The following is a 21,422-nucleotide window of genomic DNA, read 5'->3' on the forward strand; positions in this document are numbered from 1 at the left end:
GTTTTTTTATATATAATACTTGATTGGTGCGTGTGTATTTAACTCAACGTATAGCTGTAACCTCTGCTAGCTGCAAAGTACTATTTAAAACCACACAATTGCGCCCTTGCTCCTTAGCTTGATACAAAGCTCTATCGGCAACACGCATAGCAGCGGTTAAACTGGTATTTTGAAATTCGGCTAGGCCTATACTTGCTGTTATTGATAAGGTTTTATCACTGATAGTAAAGTCGTAACTTGCGAACTTTTGTATAAATAAATTTAAACACTTCTCGGCTTGTTCAACTTCTACTTGCGTTAATATAATTGCAAACTCTTCACCGCCAATACGTGCCACTGTACTGTTAGAAAATGAAGTACGGATTAAATTACTCACTTGTTTAAGTGCCTGATCGCCGCCGTCATGCCCAAATTCATCGTTTATTGCTTTAAAAAAATCTATATCGAGTAACACTAAGCTATTTTTCTGATTTTTATTTTTGAGTAGTTTTTCAGCATACTGATAAAAGTAACGACGATTATAAAGCCCGGTAAGATGATCTCGAAAAGCACTTTCTTTAATGTCTGCAATTAACGATAACTGCTCCATGGTTTGCAATACACGACAATGAAACTCTTCATTCATAAAAGGTTTAGTTAAAAAATCATTAGCACCATATTTAATAAATCGCGCCGATAAACCATGCTTACTCGCGCCTGATAACCCAATAATTGCTAAGTCATCACGGCCTCTAAAGTTTCTCACTGCTTTAACTAATTCAAAACCATCCATTGTTGGCATTGCATAGTCTGTCATGAGTAATTTAATTTCAGCATCGTTTTTGAGCATATCTAATGCTTGGCGTCCATCGTGCGCCTCACTGACTGCAAATAATTGTTTTTCTAGCATTTGCTTCATTAAAGTACGACTTAAAACCGAGTCGTCGGCTATTAATGCTTTACAGCCTTGGTTACGCAACAGCTGTGCAACTAATTTTATAGCGTAATTATATGAGTCACGGTTATCTTTTATCACATAATCAATTACGCCTAATTCTAACATTTGCAGGCGCTTGTACTCATCCATCTTAGAAGTAAGCACCACAGTAGGAATACCTTTTAATAAGGTATATTTGGCCACCTCACCATTTGGTGCGTCGGGGAGCGTTAAATCAACTAAGGCTAGTGTATAGCTGTGCTTACTTACAAACTCCTTACACTCAGATAAAGACCAAGCAAAATCAATGGCAACATCAAGATACTGTGCAGATATATGGCGAAGGACTTGTTGTACTACTTTACTATCTTCAACTATCAACAGTCTTTGCATAGGGCTTCTCTTTACTTCTAATTAAATTACTTGTTTTATAACCATATGTTCATCATAAATTTAAAGCCTTTAATGAGATTTTAAATTTATTAAAAAGCAAATTACACACCCTGTCGGTTTGCCACTATTTTTTTAAAGTAAATCTCACTTATTTAAGCTGCTATTTATAAATAGATGCGAATATACATTACTTTCATTACGATCGAAATAAAGAGCGATACAAAGCGTTAAAAGCTAAGTTTTTACACATTCTATTTACTCAACCACTATTATCGGCAACTAGTCTCAATACTTTTGTTTTTTTACTGAATATTTCTTTTAATAGAACATTAACAATAAAAAAGGGTCATTCATGAAGTTTAGCCAAAGTATTTTTTTACCTATTGCCGCCATTGCCTTAACACTTAGTAGTGCCTCCTTTGCCGATAATAACCAGCGTCGTATTGATATCGACAGCAAAGTGGTTACTGAGCACAAAGCAAAAATTAATAATCAGCGCTTTTCATATACGGTTGCAACCGGTACGCAACCTGTTTGGGATGACAAAGGCGATGCTATAGCAACCTTGCAATATACTTACTACACCCGCGATAAGGTAGATGACAGAGCAAAACGCCCTTTGCTTATTTCGTTTAATGGTGGCCCTGGCTCGGCATCGGTTTGGATGCACCTTGCTTATACTGGCCCTCGTGTATTAAAAATTGATGATGAAGGCTACCCTATTCAACCATATGGGGTTAAAGACAACCCTTACTCAGTGCTCGACATTGCCGATATTGTATATGTAAATCCGGTAAACACCGGCTACTCTCGCGTAGTTGAAGATAAAGACGGTAAATTACTCTCTAAAGCTGAACAAAAAGAGCAGTTTTTTGGCGTAAAAGCCGATATTAAGTACCTCGCTGAGTGGCTTAATACCTTTGTAAACAGAAACGAGCGCTGGCGCTCTCCTAAGTTTTTAATTGGCGAAAGCTACGGTACAACACGTGTATCGGGCCTTGCTCATGAACTGCAAAATAGCCAATGGATGTACATTAACGGCGTAGTATTGGTTTCACCAACCGATATTGGCATTAAGCGCGACGGCCCAATTAAAGCAGCTAACCGCCTGCCTTACTTTGCCGCTACAGCTTGGTATCACAAAGCATTAAATGCCAACTTACAAGCTAAAGACCTAGACGAGTTACTGCCTGAAGTTGAGCAGTTTACAATTAACGAACTGATCCCCGCACTGGCTAAAGGCGGCTTTATTGCAGATGATGAAAAGCGCCGCATAATTAAAAAAATGGCGCAATATGCTGGGCTTTCTGAAACCTTTGTAGAGCAAAATAACTTAGATATTCCAACGCAGTTTTTTTGGAAAGAGCTATTACGTGATCGCGGCCAAATGGTAGGACGCTTAGACTCGCGTTATTTAGGTATTGATAAACGCGATGCGGGCGAGTCGCCTGATTACTGGGCAGAACTCACGTCGTGGTTACACTCTTTCACACCCGCTATTAATCATTACTTACGTGAAGAGCTAAATTATAAAACAGATATTAAATATAACCTGTTTGGTAATGTGCACCCATGGGATAGAAGCGGTAATAACACCGGCGAAAACTTGCGTTTAGCTATGGCGCAAAACCCGTATTTAAAGGTAATGATTCAATCGGGTTATTATGACGGTGCAACTAACTACTTTGATGCTAAATATACGTTATGGCAGTTAGACCCAAGTGGCAAAATGCAAGACCGCTTAAGCTTTAAAGGCTACAGAAGCGGACATATGATGTACTTACGCCATGCGGATTTAGAGAGCTCTAATACCGACTTACGTGAGTTTATAAAGGCGGCATTACCTAAAGAAGGCCAAGCTGCTAAATACTAATCAGCAAATATAAAAAAAGGCTCATAATGAGCCTTTTTTATTTAATCATATTCTGTAAATCTAAAGCCAATAAGGCTTTATATCGAACGAAGCCAATCTACTTTGCTCCATTGCACTTACCAAATATTCTGTCTTTTGTGCTAGCCATGTTTGAATTTTAGCTAGCTTTTCATCTTCTTGACCACCGCAAAGCTGCTTTAAATAGTCAAGGGTACTAAGCTCGTACATACCATGAGAAATATCAAGCCAAGGGAGTCTAAACTCTAAGCGCTCTTCTTTATCAAATAACGCACCTAAACAATTACCACTTAGTAAACTGTTCTCTAATTGTGTGCGTATATTAAGGTAATCATTCGCGGTTAAAGTTTGTTCTTTAGGTAACAGCTTATGCAAATTTCGCCAATCTTTATCAAACAAACGGTTAGCAATGCTGGCTACCGATTGGTCAGCGTTTTGTAATTGCTTTTGATCCCAAAACTTGCGCCATTGTTTGTCTATTAACCAGGTTGTTAACGACAGTATTAAACGATTATAGCGTGCACTATGAAACAGCGCATAAATGTCGTCAATGCTAGGCTGTAGCTCTTTTAGGTCATTAATAACTTGTGTTAATGCCGGTGCGTTGTTTATTTTTTTATAAAAAGCGTGGCGTTTTGAAGTATAGGTTTTTAATTGAATTGCATTTTCAACCCACGCTAACTCGCTGAGTAACCACTTTAGTTCGTTGCGTAAATGCTCAGTACTTTCTTTGCTAACAATGTCGTCAAACAACCAAAAGTTATGACGAATTAAGCTTATACCGTCGGTTACTCGCTTTAATGTTTTTAAACTTGGCTTATCGAAATAACATTGTTCGTGCTTTTGCACAAAACGAATACCAAAACCCATAGCCTCTATTAATGCTTGCTCTTGGGTTACTTGCCCTTTGAGTTTAACAAACCCAATAGATTTACTTGGTTGCAGTGGCGTGTCGTCAGCAAGGCGATACCCTCTTGCGGCCTTTGAATACAAACCTAAGCGAATACAGTTTTGGCTTACTAATTTATCGGCTAGCGCAAATAATTCATTACGGCTGCCCTCAACAAGTTCAATTTCAAGCTCGCTGATCACCTCAACTTTACCCGCTGCGGCAATTTCACCTTTATCAAGCACTACTTCAATTTTTGCACCGTTTTGAGTCTCAATTAACCAAGTACGGCGAATAAAGTTAGTACTAAAAATTGGATGTATATTTTCTGCAATAACATTGGCTTGCATGCCATGAGGCCAAATAGAGGGGTCAAATGCCATTATATCTGGACGATTAGACTCTATTGGTAAGTTAAATTCAGGGCGTTGATGTAAGCCCCCAACAACCTCACCGGCGAGTTTAATTGTTTGCTCACATTTATCATCAGCACAACGCGTTCTATAGCCAATATCAAGGGCTCTAAGCTCACGGCTTGGCGTATCATAATAAGCATTTTGTAAACTTCGAGATGGCTTATTAGTAACTGTTTTTGCAAATTGTGTAATTAATGAGGGGATCAGTGGAATGACGGCATCTGATACCAAAAATTTTAGTTCTATCTCAGTATCCATTAGTTATGCGGATTACCCTTAAAATTAATAAGTGGTCAAAATAAACAAAGCCGCCCCATATTGCAAATATTTTAGTCAAAATGGGCCGCTAATAAAATAACACCGGTTACAATATCAACCTTGCTATTGCGCTATTTAATCCATATTATCGCTATACTTATGTGAAATATAAAATCACGTTCTAAACGGACACGGTTAGATTAACAAGGTAAATAAATGCTAAAACACTGTTTATTATGGCTGTTTTTAACAGCCTCAACATTTGCGAGCCAAGCAGAAGAAGCTCAAACAGCAGCCCCCACCAATGCAAAAACAGCTTATATAATTGACAATCTTTATACGTTTATGCGCTCTGGTGCGAGCAAAAACTATCGTTTACTCGGCTCTATTGATGCAGGCACACAACTGACCTTATTATCGAGTGAAGAAAACGGTTTTTTAAAAGTTAAGGATGATAAAGATCGTGAAGGTTGGGTTGAAGCTAAATACATCACACAAACAGCTGGCTTACATAAGCAGTACCAAACGTTAAGTGATGAAATGAGCTCAATACAAAATGAACTGCGCCAAGCACAAGTTGAATTACCACAGTTGCAAGAGCAAAACGTGCAGTTAACAAACCAAAACAAACAATTGTTTACACAAATAACTCAATTAAAAACCACGCTTGAGCAAGAGCGCACTTTAAAGCAAGCTACTAGCTCTAAAGAAAAGCGCCAATTACTTACTTATGGCGGTGCTATTGCATTTTTAGGATTGTTTTTAGGTATTATATTAACGATTGTGTTGTCTCGCCGTAAGCGCTACCAAGGCTGGGCATAATACGACTACTTAATTAGTCGCATAAAAAAAGCATCATTAGATGCTTTTTTTATGCCTGCAATTTATATTACAAATCTAGGCGCAGACCCGGATCTTGTTTTATTTTTTCAATTACCATGTAGGTGTGGTGCGTCCCCACTCCTGGAATATCAACTAAGTCGCCAAGCACTTGCCTGTACTCGTCCATGTTTGATACCCTGATCTTCAGCAAGTAGTCGTAGCCACCAGCAACCATGTCGCACTCCACTACTTGCCTAATTTTTAAAATGTGTTCTCTAAACACTTTAAATACCGCGGTATTTGAAGTCACCAACGACACTTGTACATGTGCAACTAAGCTTTGATTAAGCTTGGCTTCGCTAAGCTTAGCAACATAGCCTTCAATATAGCCTTCTTGCTCTAAACGCTTTACACGATCAAGACAAGGGCTGGGGCTTAAATTAACCTGCTTTGCGAGGTTAACATTTGAAATTCTGCCGTTCTGTTGCAGAACGTCTAAAATAGCTAAATCGATACGATCAAGCAGGCGTAATCTATTTGGACTCGTCATAACAGAACTTTATACGGATAAGTAGAAAATATGCCCTGTAAATTAGCGTAAAACGCCAAATTTAACCAGCATATTCTGCTGAATTTTAATTAGAATGCACGCCTTACACCAACGAATATTTAGTGGTAATTAATTTTACCTTAAGTTTTAACACTCCTGAGGGTTGCTTATGTTATTCAATAGCGATTTGACAACGACTTGTCCAATTCGACAAAAAATCCGTGACTTCTACCGCATCGACGAAAATGCGGTTATCGATCATATTTTACCACTTGCTGAAGTAGGTGTTAAAGCACGAAGTCGTGCCTGGGAAAGAGCTCGCCAAATTGTTTTAAATATTCGTAAAGACCAAGATGGTCAAAGCGGTGTTGATGCACTATTAAATGAGTTTTCACTCTCTAGTGAAGAAGGCGTAGTATTAATGTGCTTAGCCGAAGCCCTGCTTCGCGTACCAGACAAAGCAACTCAAGACACATTAATTCGTGACAAATTAGCAAAAGGCGACTGGAGCTCTCATTTAGGCAGCAGCGATTCGTTATTTGTTAACGCATCGTCTTGGGGTCTATTAGTAACCGGTAAAATGGTTAACTACACAGATAAAACCAAAGAACAGCAATTTGGTATGCTTAAAAAAACCATAGGTCGTTTAGGCGAGCCTGTTATTCGTAAATCAGTAAACTTTGCGATGAAAATTATGGGTAAGCAATTCGTTATGGGTCGTACCATTGACGAAGCAATAGTACGTGCTGCCGATAAAGAACAAAAAGGCTATGTATATTCATACGACATGCTAGGCGAAGGCGCGCGCACCATGAAAGATGCGCAGCGTTACTTTGACAGTTACATGAACGCGATTCATGCTATTGGTAAAGCGGCAAATGGCCGTGGCCCAATAAAAAGCCCAGGCATTTCAGTTAAGCTTTCTGCTATTCATCCTCGTTATGAGTTTACGCATAAAGAACGCGTAATGGCCGAGATTGTGCCTAAGCTTAAAGAGCTTGCGCTAGCAGCTAAACAATATGATATTGGCTTTACTGTTGACGCTGAGGAAGCAGACCGTCTAGATATTTCTTTAGATGTAATTGAAGCGGTATTTAGTGATGACGACCTAGCAGGTTGGAACGGCTTTGGTTTAGCGGTTCAAGCGTATCAAAAACGCGCTATATTTGTAATTGAATGGCTAACTGAACTTGCAACCCGTGTGGGTCGCAAAATGATGGTGCGTTTAGTTAAAGGCGCTTATTGGGACACTGAAATAAAAACCACACAACAAGATGGTTTAGAGCATTTTCCGGTATTTACTCGCAAAGCAACCACCGACGTGTCTTATAAAGCGTGTGCCATGAAAATGCTCGAAGCACGTGATGTACTTTACCCACAGTTTGCTACCCATAATGCCTACTCAGCAGCAACTATATTAGAAGTGGCTAAAGGTGATAACACCGGTTTTGAATTCCAACGTTTACACGGTATGGGCGAATCTTTATTTGACCAAATTGTTACCGAGGAAAAAATTCAGTGCCGCGTATACGCACCAGTGGGCCAACACGAAGACCTGCTGGCTTACTTAGTACGCCGTTTATTAGAAAATGGTGCTAACTCATCGTTTGTTAATGCCATTGTAGATACCACTAAGCCAGTTGAGTCACTATTACCTGACCCGGTAGAAACACTGCAAGGTTTACGTAATAAATACAATACGCAAATTAAAATGCCAATTGACTTATATGGCGCCGAGCGTGCCAATTCAAAAGGCATGGATTTAACCGATATAAACGTGATCACTCCGTTTAAAGAAAACCTTGATCTGTGGTTTAACGAGCACTTAATTGAGCCAAGCCAAGTACCTGAGGGCTCTGTGGCAGTTAAAAACCCGGCAAACCACAAAGAAGTAATTGGCCATATAAAACTGCAATCTAGCGATGAAATGCAAATTTTGCTAGCCAACGCAGAAAGCGCTTTTGAATCATGGTCACAAACATCGGTAAAAGAACGTGCTAATTTATTACGCCGTGTTGCCGATATTTTAGAGCGTCATCATGACGAACTAGTGGCTATTTGTATTAAAGAAGCCGGTAAAATAGCTAAAGATGGTATTGATGAAGTACGCGAAGCGGTTGATTTTTGTCGTTACTACGCAGCCCGCGCTGAAGAGCTATCGCAAGATGAGCGCTTTGAAGCTCGTGGTGTTATTTTATGTATTAGCCCATGGAACTTCCCGCTAGCTATTTTCTTAGGCCAAGTAGCCGCTGCCATTGTGACTGGTAATACCGTTATTGCAAAACCAGCTGAGCAAACCAGCCTAATTGCGCTGCGTGCCATTGAACTTATGCTGTCGGTAGGTTTACCAGAGCATGTTGTGCAAGCGGTAATAGCCCGCGGTAGTGACGTAGGTAAAACAATTGTTCCGGATGAACGCGTTCAAGCAATTATGTTTACTGGCTCGACTGAAACAGGCACGCTTATTTCACAAACACTCGCGGCGCGTAGCGATATTCAAGTACCGTTAATTGCTGAAACAGGCGGCCAAAACTGTATGATCGTTGACTCAACAGCACTCCCTGAGCAAGTGGTTGACGATGTAATTAGTTCTGGTTTTCAAAGTGCTGGGCAACGCTGTTCAGCGTTACGTGTATTGTTTATTCAAGAAGACGTTGCCGATGGCATAATCGAAATGCTTAAAGGTGCACTGGCTGAGTTACATATAGGCGACCCATCGTTACTATCTACTGACGTAGGCCCGGTAATTGATGAAAAAGCATTGAAAAGCTTAAATGATCACGTTGAGTACTTAAAAGGTAATGCGACATTACATTACGAGTGTAAAATTCCAGATAACACAGTAAATGGTGCGTACTTCTTTGCTCCTCGTTTATACGAAATAAAAGACTTATCGGTACTTAAGCGCGAAGTATTCGGCCCATGTGTACATGTTATACGCTTTAAATCGAGCGAACTAGACAGTGTTATGGATCAAATAAACAACACAGGTTACGGCTTAACTATGGGCGTGCATTCGCGCATTGAAGAGCGCTGTGAATACCTAGCTAAAATGTCGCGTGCAGGTAACGTATACGTTAACCGTAATATGATTGGCGCTATTGTTGGTGTGCAACCATTTGGTGGCCGTGGTTTATCTGGTACTGGTCCTAAAGCCGGTGGCCCTAACTACTTACAACGTTTAGTAAAAGAAAAAGCATCACCAGAAAACGTGCAAATGACCAATCTAACGCCAGACGAGCTGGATTTACACCACTACAGCGGTGCAAACGAGCAAGTAGAAAAGCTAATGATTAACTCTATGCGCGATGAAAAAATTTGGCGCTCAACACCACTAAACGACCGTGTCTCTGCGGTGCGTCAATTGCTTGCTAAAATAGCCACAGTTGAAATTATTGACGACTTAGCAGACGATTTAGCACTAACACTTGCCGATGCACGTGCACAACTTAATCGCTTAGAAAAGCACATGCGTAAATTTACTACATTACCAGGGCCAACGGGTGAGTCTAATACATTGCATCTTGAAGCACGTGGTTGTGTTGTATGTTACGCCGATAAGAGCACATCGTTTAACTTTTGGGCATTATCGATCATTACTGCAATTGCTGCGGGTAATACGGTAATTACCGTGGCCTCTGAAATATTTTATGAAGAAGCGGTTGCCTTTAGAGATAAATTTATTGCCACCGGTGTTGCCGAAGGCGTGTTCCAAGTAGCTAAACCAAATCAGTTACAAGCTATATTGGCACATCCGCACTTAGCCGGCGCTGTTGTTGCAGCGCGCTCTTCTCGCTTTGGTTATTTCAGCCAGCAGCTAGCGCAGCGTAAAGGTGCTATTTTGCCAGTGATCAGCTCTGAATATTACGATACGCTTATTAAACGTTTAGTAACTGAAAAAACCATCAGTATAGATACAACGGCATCGGGTGGTAATACATCGCTGATGACGCTTGTTGAAGATGATGAGTAACTAGTTTAGCACTAATTACTTATTCGTATGAAAAGGCACCTTAGGGTGCCTTTTTTACTATGTTAATTGTAATATTTTTGTTACTTTAACCAGTAGAATACTTATATGAAGTGAATTAAATTGAAAGTCATTCCAATTTCGCAGTTATTACCTGGCATGTTTGTACAAAGCGTAACAAAGCAAACCGGACGTATAAAAATAAAAAGCCAAGGCTGGGTTAAAACTCAAGCCGGTATCGATAAATTAAAAAATGTCGGTATTTTAGAAGTTGAAATAGATCCAGATAAAACCCTCATCGAATCAGTGCCTGAAAAAGATCCAGCTAAGACACCTTCCCCTATAGCAAAGCGCGATCCTTGGCAAAAAACGCACAGTGCCGAGCAAGAAATGGGCAAAGCTAAAAAGCTTTACGATGAAGCTAAATCACTACAAATTAAAGCATTTAAAGATATAAAAGCAGGTAAAAATATAGACATAGCGCCTTTTAGAGAGCTTGCTAGTGGTTTTATGGATTCGGTATTTAGAAATCAAGATGCACTTGCATGTCTTACTCAAATGCGCCAAAAAGATGCCTACCTGTTAGAGCACTCTATTAATGTTTCTATTTTAATTAGTATTTTTGCCAAGCATTTAAATATAGATAAAAATATAATTGAACAGCTAACTACTGGCGCGCTACTGCATGATATTGGCAAAATAAAAATTCCCGATGCAGTACTCAATAAGCCAGGACGTTTTACTGATGAAGAATTTACAATAATGAAAAATCATGCGCGCTTTAGTAAAGAAATTTTACAAGCTGCAGGGCTCAAAGGTATAGCTGTTGATATTGCCGGTATGCACCATGAACGCTTAGATGGTAAAGGCTATCCGTTTGGTAAAAAAGGCGATGAAATAAGCCAGTATGTGCGTATGGCGTCAATTGTTGACGTGTATGATGCACTCACTGCTGAGCGCGTTTATAAAGCGGGCATGGAGCCGATAAAAGCCTTTAAAATATTAAAAGAAGGTTGCCCTGATAGTTTTGATAGTGAGTTATTAACTAAATTTATTCAGTGTATCGGTATTCACCCGGTAGGCACACTGGTTAAGCTCTCGAGTCAAAAAGTGGGACTGGTGACACAGAGCAACCCTGCCAGCCCACTAAAGCCCGTTGTTAAAACTTTCTATAGTGCAAAGCATGGGCGCTACACCCAAGTGCAAGACATAGATTTAGCACATAAAAAAAGCCAAGATACGCTTGAGTCGGCAGTTAAAACTAACGAATACAATATTGACTTACAACGCTTTTATAAAAATTCAATTTTACCCTAATTAGCCGCTATTGCGGCCAATCTTGTAGCGCCTTTAAGCTAAATTCGTAGCCGTCAAAATCAAGTACGCTTTGCTCTGGTGTTATTTCTCGCACTGTTAATGCACCTATACTATCGCCCTCAAAAAGCTCGCGACCATTGAGCTTGATCCAACGCTTATCGAGTGCAGACGAATATATATGCGCCTGATATTTAAGTGGCGGTAACATGGCTTGTAATCCATCTGGCAACAGCTCTATTGGTTGCACGCGTGATGAGCTGCGCGTTGCTTGCGTTACTTCGTAGTTTTGTGTTTTTTCTGTATCTTGAATAGCTTGATCAAAAGCTGTTTCTAGTAATGTTGGGCTCTTTCCAAGCGCAGGTCTTTTAGTTTGTTGTGCTGTAGAGCCTTGTGAATCGAGCGGTTTACCAAGCACTTTATACTTACTTAAATCAAGCGATGCCGATGAAGGCATATTTGTTTGAGGTTGCTGCCCAGCTGCTTGTGTTGCCTGGTTATTCGTTTGATTGAAGCTAGGTTGATTATAATGTGGTTGTGAATATCCCTGCTGATTAATTGCGCCTTGCGCATACGTACCCTGAGCAAAACTATTTTGCGGATTTAGGTTTTGCTGGAGTGTGGCTTGATTTTCCATTATTGGAATATATTGCCCTTGCGGCGTAAGTAACATTTGTACAATACCACTTGGGGTTTGTACATATACTAACTGCCCTTGAATGGAAGTTGCTGTATTTACTGCGTCTGGCGGGGCCGTTTTTGGCGCTGATGGTTGCGCCGCTAATACAGCTATGTTTTGCTCTGCACTTTGTAATTTTGCTGTATTATCTATATCCGATTTGGTTGTTATTGTTGGTTCTTTATCGGCATTAGTATTTTTTAATATTGCTGTAGTGCTAACTTGCTCATTATTACTATTAAATGAGCTGTTTTGTAGCCATTTTCCACTAACAAAACCACCAGCAACACTAAAGCTAACCGCTAAGCTGCCACCAATCACAAACGCCAAGCGGCGGTATCGCACTAGAGACTGTTGTTGTTTAGCCTGCTGTGCCTGTAAGTCATACTGCTCGGCGCTTATATCGGCTTGTTGCGATTGCTTTAACGCATCTAATAAATAAGACATTAATCACCTAACTATAAAATAAATGAAAGCCCTAAGCCTGCTGCAAATAAAGCAACAAAAGCAGAGCAATATAGCCAATATGGCACGGTTTTAGGTGGCGTATTATTAGCCGCAATAAAATCGGGTGGTAATGATTCCTGAGCAGATTTTTTTATAATCTCGCTATCTATTGTTAATTGCTGTTTTGCAAATGCCCCTACTAACGCCCGCTCACACACTAAGTTCATTAATCGTGGCACGCCACCGGTAAGTTGATGAACGCTTTGCATTGCTTCCAACGAAAAAATACCTTTATCACAGCCTGCAATATGTAAACGATGCTTAATGTATGCCACCGTTTGTCCTTGTGTTAAAGGCAGTAAGTGATAGCGAGCTGTTATACGCTGTGCAAGCTGCCTTAACTCATTTCGTTTTAATAATACTTGCAGCTCAGGTTGCCCCACCAGCACTATTTGTAATAGCTTTTTATGATCGGTTTCTATGTTGGTTAGTAGGCGCAGTTGTTCTAGTACATCGGGAGCAAGTAACTGCGCTTCGTCAATAATAAGTATGGTATGCCCACCCGCTTTATTATTTGCTTCTAAGTGCTTTTTTATAACATCGGTAAGGCTTTTTAAACTCGCATTTTGTGCATCATAATTAATTTTAAGCTCATCACAAATACTCGCCAAGAGCTCAAGCTCTGATAATGCCGGATTATGGATCATCGCAACTTGAGTATTCTCTGGCAGTTTTTCTAGCATACTGCGAGTAATGGTTGTTTTACCGGTACCCACTTCGCCGGTTAATAATACAAAGCCGCCGTCTTCACCTAGTCCATAGGTAAGGTGCGCTAACGCTTCTTTATGTCGCTCACTTAAAAACAAATAATGGGGATTAGGCGAGATTGAAAAGGGTTTTTCATGCAAACCAAAATAGCTTAAATACACCTGAGTATTCCTTGGTAAATAAATCCCCTCCATAATGGCAAAAAAAGAGCCTTAGTGACAACACTCAGGCTCTTTTATTATTGAAATAACGTAAATTAATGTAAAAAGCACTGCTTTAAACTTAGCTGTGCATTTACTTATATTGGATTATTTTTCGTAACGCATTAAGCGCAAATAAACACTACTGGTTTTAGCGTGCAAACTATTTAATCCACTGTCAAACTGATATACCCAAGCAGAGTTAATCGTGTTTACACCTGAGGTATTGGTCCAATAGTTTTGTAGCTTTGTGCCCAAAAACACCGATTCGTTAATACTTGGCTCTGTACATCTGTGTTCAATAATACTTGCTAACTCTTTAATATTTGGTACTTGCCAGTCATTATAACTTGCCGTTGTATCGTTAACTGCGCCTCGCAATGCAGTTTGCCAGGTTAATGATGGTGTAGAGCCTTCGCATGTTGCTGTAGCATTGTTATACACTTGTCCGTAACTACAACGCTGCCACATTAAACCTGTTTTGCTATCTGACACTGTGCCATCGGGATTTATTGTAAATCGCTCTGTTGGTGTTGTTTGCGTAACAGAGTCATAACAAACCCCAGCTATTACGTTAAAGCTTAAACTCATTGCCGCAAATGTAGTTATTAATTTAAATTTCATATACTTCCCCTAACGGCTTCTAACTAAACGAACATAAGCAGTCTTACTTTTTGGATAAGCAAGGTCATTACCATCGCTCATATCTATAATATAAGCTTGCGATAAACTGGTACCATCAACCGCTGTTTGAGAGGTCCAATAACGCAAGTGACCCAGTAAACTAACCGCTGGCATATTAGGGAAAATACTCTCATCTATTAATACATTTTGCCCTTGCTTGCCGTAATCTACTAAGCTTAGTAACTCGGTGTAAGTAGGTACTCGCCAATTTGTGCCACCACAAAAATCTAACGCATTTACTTCTTGTATATAGCTTTGCAATCCGCAATCGGTATTACTTGGGCAACTAGAGTTGGCTGCGCCTCTTGCTCCGCCTACCTGAGGAATAGCAGATTCAGTAAGGTACCATGTGTAATGATTTTGCCCATCGCGTAATGTAGTGTTAGGTACCACACCTGACACAGGGCTTTTAACCTCCCACACTAAACCGGTTACGTTGTCGCGAATACAACTAAAATTTTGTGCGTCATCAGCCACTTCATCGGCAAACTCATTTAGTTTGGTGTAATCAAACGCTAAATTACCTTGCCCTACTTTGGCTAAACGATTCGCAAAGCTGTCTCGACCAAGTTCAGCATCTTGATTTGGAAAATCTTTACTAACACAGTTTATACGTTGAGTATTGTTGTAACACTCCCCTACACCTGTATCGTTTATTAACCCAAGCGCTTTAGGTGCAACATCTACAAATACACTATCGTTTGCGGTGCGCCCTTTTGAATCAGTAACCATTACTTCAAAGCTTAAAGTGGCGTTAGTGTCTATGTCTGAGGCATAAAAAGTAGTAATACATTGATTACTATTAGCTAATGTTTCCGCTTTGCCGGTTAGTTGTTGCCAGTCACATTTATAAGTACTGGTTGCGGCAGCGCTGTTACTTGCATCTAAGGTTACTTTATCAAACTCGTTAACTTGCTGATCAGCCCCGGCATTGGCAATAACAACTTGCGCTGTTTTATTTAAAGTCATGTCATATTCAGAGGTTGACTCTCCCCCTTCATCATCGGTAACCGTTAATGACCACTTTAAATTTGTATGGTTTTCAAGCAGTGGATGGCTAAAGCTTAAGGTAGAATTAGTAAAACTATTAATATTGAGGGCTGGTCCTGATATTAATTGCCACAAGTAGCTATTAATTTGACCATTTGTATCTGGATCTGTTGAGTCTGCTGCGCTTAGCGTTACGGTATCGTTATAAACCGATGGCAATACTTGCGGTGCTGTTTGAGTAATTACAGCTTGGGGTAATTGATTGTTTGAAGTAATAAAAATACTAATATCGTCATGTACTAAACCACCACCGGTTGTTTGATAGCTTACTCTGAGCACCAGTTCACTGTCTGCCTTTACATCTGGCGCGGTAATAGTTTGCACTGCACCATCGAGCGGAAATCCATCAACAATGGGGCCGCTTACGCGCTGCCAAGTAAACGTACCCTCGGTAGGTGAGCCTTTTGCAGTAATAGTAAAATCGGTTTTTTCAATAATTTGCAAATCGTTACCTGCAAATACTGAAGCTTGAGTGTTATCACCATCATCAGAGCTCCCCCCACCTCCGCATGCAACCAATAGCCCACACGACAATAACGGGATTAACGCAATTGCTCTCATACTAAGCACCTTTTTATATCAAAAAATAATTAATAATTATTTAAAGCAATAAAAGTGCCACTAAGTACTATAAATAACTATCTTGATGAATACGTACAAATAACTTAGTACCTATTTTACTGTAATCAACCTTGTATTCCCGCCCATCAAGGGCTTGAATAAATAACAATCGTTTTTCTTCGCCAAACACATCGGCGCTACCAACATAAACAACTTCTAAGTAACGCTCTTTTGCGTCACGGCGGTTTTTTGGCAGCTCTTCTTTAAATGGTTCTAAGCCATTTTGGGTCACTTTAATTCGAGGGTGGATCTCAGAATTAACAATGACTAAATCAAGTTTTTTGTCTTTATGTATTATGGTATTACGACCACTTTTTAAAAAAGCTCTTTCTTGGCTCATTATTATTCCTACTGCCGCGTTTTAATTACTTACTTGCGACGCTATAAATTTAAGGGGGTCGCGCTGCCATGCATTTAAGTTAGCACTAAATTCCCAAATATTTCTATCTAATACACTCGCTGGTAATAATAGCTCATAGCCTGTTAGTAACTGCAAATGCTTAGCCCTGTTGCCAAACATTGCTATTAACCCATTATAGCTAATTCCATTTTTAGATCTATATTGTGTATCCTCTACCAGCCATTCTGATGGGCAATCGCCATTTTTGCAATTCTTTTGAATTAGTTGCATAAATAAATGACGCTGCTCTATCAATAATTTCCCTGCGATTCTTGGGGCTAAACCCGTTAAAAACTCATCCATATCGTTTACCTTAATTCCTACCACGTTAAGCTCTAAGTGCTCAAGCCCTACTGCTATTTTGGGTATTCCGCTTGATTTAAAATTACTATGAGCTAAATGCCAAACACCATATTTGTGCTGATAAGTTAACTGCTCAGTGGTTAACACTAAGCTATAAAATGGCTCTTGGGTTTTAAAAAAACCAATTGTTATTGCTGCAATACACAAACTAACTAAAAAAATTTCTAGAATGCTAATTTCACCAGGGCGTAATAAATTAAACAGCATAATAAATAACAAACCAATCGCACCAACAATTAATACTTCTATGCCATGCTTAGCTCCCTGCGCACGATACTTAATTTGCATAGCGTTAAACTCATCCATATTGATAATAAACACTGTAAAAAATGAACATAATAATGCCCCACAATGCTATTTTTCTGAGCATTAAACATTTTTTGCACGGCGTATTTAACTTCATAAAATACCTTTTAAAGCTCAAGCATGAGTTTATTTAATTAATTATTATAACTTTTACGCTTAATTCACAAATTAATGGGACATAATACCGCCTTTTCTCGGTGTTATTTCGTACAATAGTTATAATTTATTTTTTGGTATTAAAGCAATGTACTCAAGACAATCAGGTAGAGCTCTTTTTCCATTTATTATTACGCTACTCGTAATATTTAGCGTTTATTTATATTTACCCGCTAGCCAAGGTGAACAAGCAGATTTTTCACAAATGGCCACGCAAGTGTCTGCTCACACTGTTACCTCGCAAGAAAATGCAGTAATGATTGAAGCTATTGGTAGCGCTCGCGCTAACCAAGCTGTATATATTACCAGCGCACAAAGTGATTACGTGACTAATATTTTCTTTGAAGATGGCGACCTAGTTAGCAAAGGCCAAAAGCTAGTACAACTGCAAAGCCAACAAGAACAAATTGCTGTAAAAGAGCTCAATATTAATTTACGCGAAGAAAAACGCCAACTCGATAGACTTACCGAACTTTCACGTTCTCAGTCAACAGCAAAATCGTTACTTGAAGAGCAATTATCACGAGTTGATGCCACCCAAGCACAATTAGAAAGCGCTAAAACCAAGCTAGCTGAAATGACCATTACCGCGCCATTTTCTGGCATGTTGGGCAAGCGTGAAATATCGATTGGTGCCTATGTAAATAACAGTTCAATTATTACCACCCTCGATGACATAAGTATCATTAAAGTAGACTTTAAAGTACCTGAAAAATATTTAGCGCAATTAGCTACCGGCATGAAAGTGCTCACTCAAAATGATGCTTATCCAGATCAAACCTTTATCGGTAAAGTAACGCATATTAGTTCGCGTATTGACTCGGTAACGCGTAGCGTAGAAGTAACCGCCAGCTTTGCAAATAATTCAGGTTTGCTTCGCCCTGGTATGCTACTTAAAACAGCGTTAGAGCTAAGTAGTAACCAAGCATTAATGGTTCCAGAAAAAGCAATTATTCCGCTACAAGACAAACATTACGTATTTCAAATTTTGGACGGTGTTGCTAATCGTGTTGAAGTGCATATTGCGGGCAGAAATAACGGCTGGGTTGCTGTTGATGAAGGCTTAGCCGATGGGGAGCAAATTATAACTGAAGGGCTAATAAAAATTCGCTCTGGCAGTAAAGTTAGCGTGAAGGGATAACCCGTGAAAATTACCGATATTAGCGTTAAACGCCCTGTTTTTGCGATTGTAATAAACCTACTTTTACTCACCTTTGGGCTCGTTGCTTTTAGCATGCTGCCACTGCGTGAGTACCCTGATATTGAAACACCTATTGTTAATATTAGTACCGAATATACAGGTGCTTCTGCAGAGATTATAGAAACCAAAATAACCCAAGTCATCGAAAATCGTATATCGGGTATTGAAGGCATTAAAAGTATTAACTCATCGAGCCGTAATGGCCGCTCAAATATTACGATTGAGTTTGATATTAAGCGCGATATAGATGCTGCATCTAACGATGTGCGTGAACGTGTTGCCCGCGCCGCAGATAGCCTACCTGAACAAGTTCGCCCGCCTGAGGTGTCTAAGTCTAACAGCGATGAAAGCCCTATTGTATGGTTTGTGCTAAACAGCGAAACCATGAACTCAATGCAATTATCTGATTACGCACAGCGTTTTATTGTTGATCGCCTAGCCGTAGTTGATGGTGTGTCTAACGTACGCATTGGTGGTGAGCGAAAATACGCCATGAAAATTTGGCTAAACCGCCAAGCAATGGCTGCTCGCGGTATTACTGCGAGCGATATAGAACAAACACTACGCACCGAAAACGTAGAGTTACCCGCTGGCGAAATTGAATCGGTTGACCGTGACTTTACTGTACGTACAGCCCGCAGTTATAAAGATCAGCGCGACTTTCAAAACCTAGTAATAAAACGCGGTGATGATGGTTACCTAGTACGCTTAAGTGAAGTGGCTGATGTACACCTAGAAGCCGCCGATGACGAGAGTTTATTTCGGGGTAATGGCCGCAATATGATTGGTTTAGGCATTGTAAAGCAAGCTAAAGCCAACACCTTAACTGTGGTTGATAACGCCCGCGCCGAACTTGAAAAAATAAAACGTAACCTACCCGAAGGAACCACTATAGAGGATAGTTACGACTCATCTATTTTTATAAAAGAATCGATTAATGAGGTATACAGCACCCTTGCTATTTCTATGGGCTTAGTTGTATTAATTATTTTTATATTTTTAGGTAATATTCGTGCCACCTTAATCCCTGCAGTTACTGTGCCGGTGGCGTTAGTGGGTAGTTTTATGTTTTTACTCGCTATGGGTTATTCCATTAACTTACTTACTTTACTTGCACTGGTACTAGCAATCGGCTTAGTGGTTGATGATGCCATTGTTATGTTAGAAAACATTCATCGCCGCATAGAGCTTGGCGAGCCTCCTTTATTGGCCGCTTATAGAGGCGCGCGCGAAGTGGGCTTTGCAATTATTGCCACCACTTTAGTGCTTATTTCGGTATTTGTACCCTTAGTATTTATGGATGGCCGTATTGGTGCTTTATTTACTGAATTTGCTATGGCGGTAAGTGCCGCAGTGTTTTTCTCAAGTATTACAGCACTTACTCTTTCACCTGCGTTATGTTCTAAAGTATTAAAAGCCTCTGAAAAAGAAAGTAAATTTAGCCAGTCGATGAACCGCTTTTTTGCTAAGGTAGAGCTTAGTTATCGTAACTCACTTGCCTCTAACATGACCCGCAAATGGGGCTTAATGATCAGCTTATTATTAGCTGGCTTTGTAAGTTATTCATTATTTACTCAAATACCCTCTGAGCTAACACCTAAAGAAGACCGTGGTACCTTTTTTGTTATGATGAGTGGCCCTGAAGGCGCCAGTTATGAGAACAATGCCGCTAACATGAGTAAAATTGAAGATCGCTTAATGCCTTACTCTGAATCTGGTGAGCTAAGCCGCGTACTCGTGCGCGTACCAGGCTGGGGCGGCAGTGGCGGTGTAGCAATTGTAGGTATGGCCGATTGGGACAAACGCCAACGTTCTACCTGGGAAATAATGGACGAAATAAGCACTAAACTGCAGGAAGTTACCGACGTGCGAGCCTTTGCTATTATGCGCCGAGGCATTGGCGGCGGTGGTTCATCACGCCCAATCGAGTTTGTACTACAAGGTAACGATTACGCACAACTAGCCGATTGGCGCGACCGTATTATAGAGCGCGCTGAGAAAAATCCAGGACTGGTTAGAATCGATCATGATTACAAAGAAACATTCCCGCAGTTTTTAGTCAGCATAGATAAAAACAAAGCTGCCGATTTAGGCGTTTCGGTATCTGATGTAGGCCGTACACTAGAAACAATGCTTGGCCAGCGCCGTGTTACGACCTTTATTGACCGCGGTGAAGAATACGATGTGATTTTAAAAGGGACAAAAGAAGATTTTACCAACCCTACTGATATTTCAAACATTTATCTTAAATCACGCAGTGGCGAGCTAGTCCCGCTTGATAGTTTAATTAGCTTAAAAGAAGAAGCTACCGCATCGCGCTTAAACCGTTACAACCGTATGCGTGCAATTACCTTAAGCGCCAACTTAGCCGACGGTTATACACTTGAACAAGCGCTTAACTTTTTAAACGAAGTAGCCATGGAAGAAAACGACATAGATGGCGCGATTGACTACAAAGGCGAATCGCAGTTGTTTTATGAAGGTGCTTCGGCCATGACCTACGTGTTTATTTTAGCACTTACGGTTACCTTTTTAGTACTAGCGGCACAGTTTGAAAGCTTTATGCACCCATTTGTAATAATGCTTACCGTACCCCTTGGCTTAATGGGTGCTATGTTTGGCTTGTGGGCCACAGGACTTACGCTCAATATTTACAGCCAAATAGGTATTGTGATGCTCATAGGGTTAAGTGCTAAAAACGGCATATTAATTGTTGAGTTTACTAACCAACTACGCGACAAAGGCGTAGAGTTTAGCGAAGCTATTTTACAAGCTGCTACGCAGCGCCTACGCCCTATTATTATGACCTCATTAACCACTGTAATGAGTGCGGTACCTCTGGTTTTAGCCTCGGGCCCGGGTGCTGAAAGCCGTATGGTGATTGGTGTTGTAGTGTTTACCGGTGTTGTTGTATCAACCCTACTGACTCTGTTTGTAGTACCTGCTGCTTACTATGCACTTGCGCGCAATACACAGTCACCTGAGTTTTTGCAGCAAAAACTTGATAAACAAGCCGCTAAAAAGCCATTCGAAGAGATCTAACCTCCTAATAGCGTCGTAACCTTGTTGTTACGACGCTTTAGACTTATGCTCTGCATAATCTAAACTTACAGCTATTTTGGAGTATT

At 40.2% G+C, this 21,422-nt stretch carries 15 protein-coding genes; 6 read left to right on the top strand and 9 right to left on the bottom strand.

Annotated elements, in window-relative coordinates; translation table 11 throughout:
- Window positions 1-43: 43 nt before the first annotated feature.
- Complete coding sequence (locus tag H5058_RS09430; RefSeq protein WP_011328916.1) at window positions 44-1,309, bottom strand: diguanylate cyclase; 1,266 nt, start codon at window positions 1,307-1,309, stop codon at window positions 44-46.
- 352 nt (window positions 1,310-1,661) lie between these two features.
- Between H5058_RS09430 and H5058_RS09435 the strand changes: the two genes are divergently transcribed.
- A complete protein-coding gene (locus tag H5058_RS09435; RefSeq protein ID WP_011328917.1) occupies window positions 1,662-3,182 on the top strand; it encodes a S10 family peptidase in 1,521 nt (506 codons plus the stop codon).
- 60 nt (window positions 3,183-3,242) lie between these two features.
- Here H5058_RS09435 and H5058_RS09440 read toward each other — a convergent pair whose 3' ends face one another.
- Entirely contained in the window at window positions 3,243-4,763 is a 1,521-nt protein-coding gene (locus tag H5058_RS09440; protein ID WP_182677829.1) for a CYTH and CHAD domain-containing protein, read from the bottom strand.
- A gap of 216 nt (window positions 4,764-4,979) precedes the next feature.
- Here H5058_RS09440 and H5058_RS09445 point away from each other — a divergent pair, with 216 nt between their 5' ends.
- Entirely contained in the window at window positions 4,980-5,585 is a 606-nt protein-coding gene (locus H5058_RS09445; RefSeq protein WP_011328919.1) for a TIGR04211 family SH3 domain-containing protein, read from the top strand.
- A 67-nt stretch (window positions 5,586-5,652) separates the two neighbouring features.
- On the opposite strand, the gene H5058_RS09450 is transcribed toward H5058_RS09445, so the two are convergent.
- Window positions 5,653-6,135 (bottom strand): winged helix-turn-helix transcriptional regulator, encoded by a 483-nt coding sequence (locus H5058_RS09450; RefSeq protein ID WP_011328920.1) that lies wholly within the window; start codon window positions 6,133-6,135, stop codon window positions 5,653-5,655.
- 169 nt (window positions 6,136-6,304) lie between these two features.
- Here H5058_RS09450 and putA point away from each other — a divergent pair, with 169 nt between their 5' ends.
- Window positions 6,305-10,108, top strand: coding sequence for a bifunctional proline dehydrogenase/L-glutamate gamma-semialdehyde dehydrogenase PutA (putA, locus tag H5058_RS09455; RefSeq protein ID WP_179808038.1), 3,804 nt, complete (start codon window positions 6,305-6,307; stop codon window positions 10,106-10,108).
- 120 nt (window positions 10,109-10,228) lie between these two features.
- Window positions 10,229-11,422 (top strand): HD-GYP domain-containing protein, encoded by a 1,194-nt coding sequence (locus H5058_RS09460; protein ID WP_182677831.1) that lies wholly within the window; start codon window positions 10,229-10,231, stop codon window positions 11,420-11,422.
- Between the two features lie 7 nt (window positions 11,423-11,429).
- Here the strand turns inward: H5058_RS09460 and H5058_RS09465 are convergent, their stop codons facing one another.
- The 6 genes from H5058_RS09465 to H5058_RS09490 all read right to left on the bottom strand — a co-directional run bounded on the left by H5058_RS09465 (window position 11,430) and on the right by H5058_RS09490 (window position 16,937).
- The gene (locus H5058_RS09465) at window positions 11,430-12,545 is read right to left on the bottom strand and encodes a general secretion pathway protein GspB (RefSeq protein WP_182677833.1); all 1,116 of its coding nucleotides are present in this window, start codon (window positions 12,543-12,545) and stop codon (window positions 11,430-11,432) included.
- Between the two features lie 11 nt (window positions 12,546-12,556).
- Window positions 12,557-13,474 (bottom strand): ExeA family protein, encoded by a 918-nt coding sequence (locus H5058_RS09470; RefSeq protein WP_089368647.1) that lies wholly within the window; start codon window positions 13,472-13,474, stop codon window positions 12,557-12,559.
- 147 nt (window positions 13,475-13,621) lie between these two features.
- Window positions 13,622-14,137: a DUF1566 domain-containing protein gene (locus tag H5058_RS09475; RefSeq protein WP_089368648.1), complete on the bottom strand. Its 516-nt coding sequence runs from the start codon at window positions 14,135-14,137 to the stop codon at window positions 13,622-13,624.
- 9 nt (window positions 14,138-14,146) lie between these two features.
- Entirely contained in the window at window positions 14,147-15,808 is a 1,662-nt protein-coding gene (locus H5058_RS09480; protein ID WP_182677835.1) for a DUF1566 domain-containing protein, read from the bottom strand.
- A 67-nt stretch (window positions 15,809-15,875) separates the two neighbouring features.
- A complete protein-coding gene (locus H5058_RS09485; protein WP_011328927.1) occupies window positions 15,876-16,208 on the bottom strand; it encodes a hypothetical protein in 333 nt (110 codons plus the stop codon).
- 21 nt (window positions 16,209-16,229) lie between these two features.
- Window positions 16,230-16,937, bottom strand: coding sequence for a DUF2982 domain-containing protein (locus tag H5058_RS09490; RefSeq protein WP_182677837.1), 708 nt, complete (start codon window positions 16,935-16,937; stop codon window positions 16,230-16,232).
- A 244-nt stretch (window positions 16,938-17,181) separates the two neighbouring features.
- On the opposite strand from H5058_RS09490, the gene H5058_RS09495 reads away from it, so the two are divergent.
- Both H5058_RS09495 and H5058_RS09500 read left to right on the top strand, forming a co-directional pair.
- Window positions 17,182-18,234, top strand: coding sequence for an efflux RND transporter periplasmic adaptor subunit (locus H5058_RS09495; protein ID WP_011328929.1), 1,053 nt, complete (start codon window positions 17,182-17,184; stop codon window positions 18,232-18,234).
- Window positions 18,235-18,237: 3 nt separating this feature from the next.
- Window positions 18,238-21,336: an efflux RND transporter permease subunit gene (locus tag H5058_RS09500; RefSeq protein WP_182677839.1), complete on the top strand. Its 3,099-nt coding sequence runs from the start codon at window positions 18,238-18,240 to the stop codon at window positions 21,334-21,336.
- Window positions 21,337-21,422 lie beyond the last annotated feature (86 nt).

The organism is Pseudoalteromonas sp. SR45-4 (assembly GCF_014163535.1).
Lineage (GTDB): Bacteria > Pseudomonadota > Gammaproteobacteria > Enterobacterales > Alteromonadaceae > Pseudoalteromonas > Pseudoalteromonas nigrifaciens.

Excerpts from the sequence above, each read along its gene's own strand:
- H5058_RS09430 (WP_011328916.1), bottom strand. The coding sequence starts at position 1,309 with ATGCAAAGACTGTTGATAGTTGAAGATAGTAAAGTAGTACAACAAGTC.
- H5058_RS09435 (WP_011328917.1), top strand. The coding sequence starts at position 1,662 with ATGAAGTTTAGCCAAAGTATTTTTTTACCTATTGCCGCCATTGCCTTA.
- H5058_RS09440 (WP_182677829.1), bottom strand. The coding sequence starts at position 4,763 with ATGGATACTGAGATAGAACTAAAATTTTTGGTATCAGATGCCGTCATT.
- H5058_RS09445 (WP_011328919.1), top strand. The coding sequence starts at position 4,980 with ATGCTAAAACACTGTTTATTATGGCTGTTTTTAACAGCCTCAACATTT.
- H5058_RS09450 (WP_011328920.1), bottom strand. The coding sequence starts at position 6,135 with ATGACGAGTCCAAATAGATTACGCCTGCTTGATCGTATCGATTTAGCT.
- putA (WP_179808038.1), top strand. The coding sequence starts at position 6,305 with ATGTTATTCAATAGCGATTTGACAACGACTTGTCCAATTCGACAAAAA.
- H5058_RS09465 (WP_182677833.1), bottom strand. The coding sequence starts at position 12,545 with ATGTCTTATTTATTAGATGCGTTAAAGCAATCGCAACAAGCCGATATA.
- H5058_RS09475 (WP_089368648.1), bottom strand. The coding sequence starts at position 14,137 with ATGAAATTTAAATTAATAACTACATTTGCGGCAATGAGTTTAAGCTTT.
- H5058_RS09480 (WP_182677835.1), bottom strand. The coding sequence starts at position 15,808 with ATGAGAGCAATTGCGTTAATCCCGTTATTGTCGTGTGGGCTATTGGTT.
- H5058_RS09485 (WP_011328927.1), bottom strand. The coding sequence starts at position 16,208 with ATGAGCCAAGAAAGAGCTTTTTTAAAAAGTGGTCGTAATACCATAATA.
- H5058_RS09490 (WP_182677837.1), bottom strand. The coding sequence starts at position 16,937 with ATGGATGAGTTTAACGCTATGCAAATTAAGTATCGTGCGCAGGGAGCT.
- H5058_RS09495 (WP_011328929.1), top strand. The coding sequence starts at position 17,182 with ATGTACTCAAGACAATCAGGTAGAGCTCTTTTTCCATTTATTATTACG.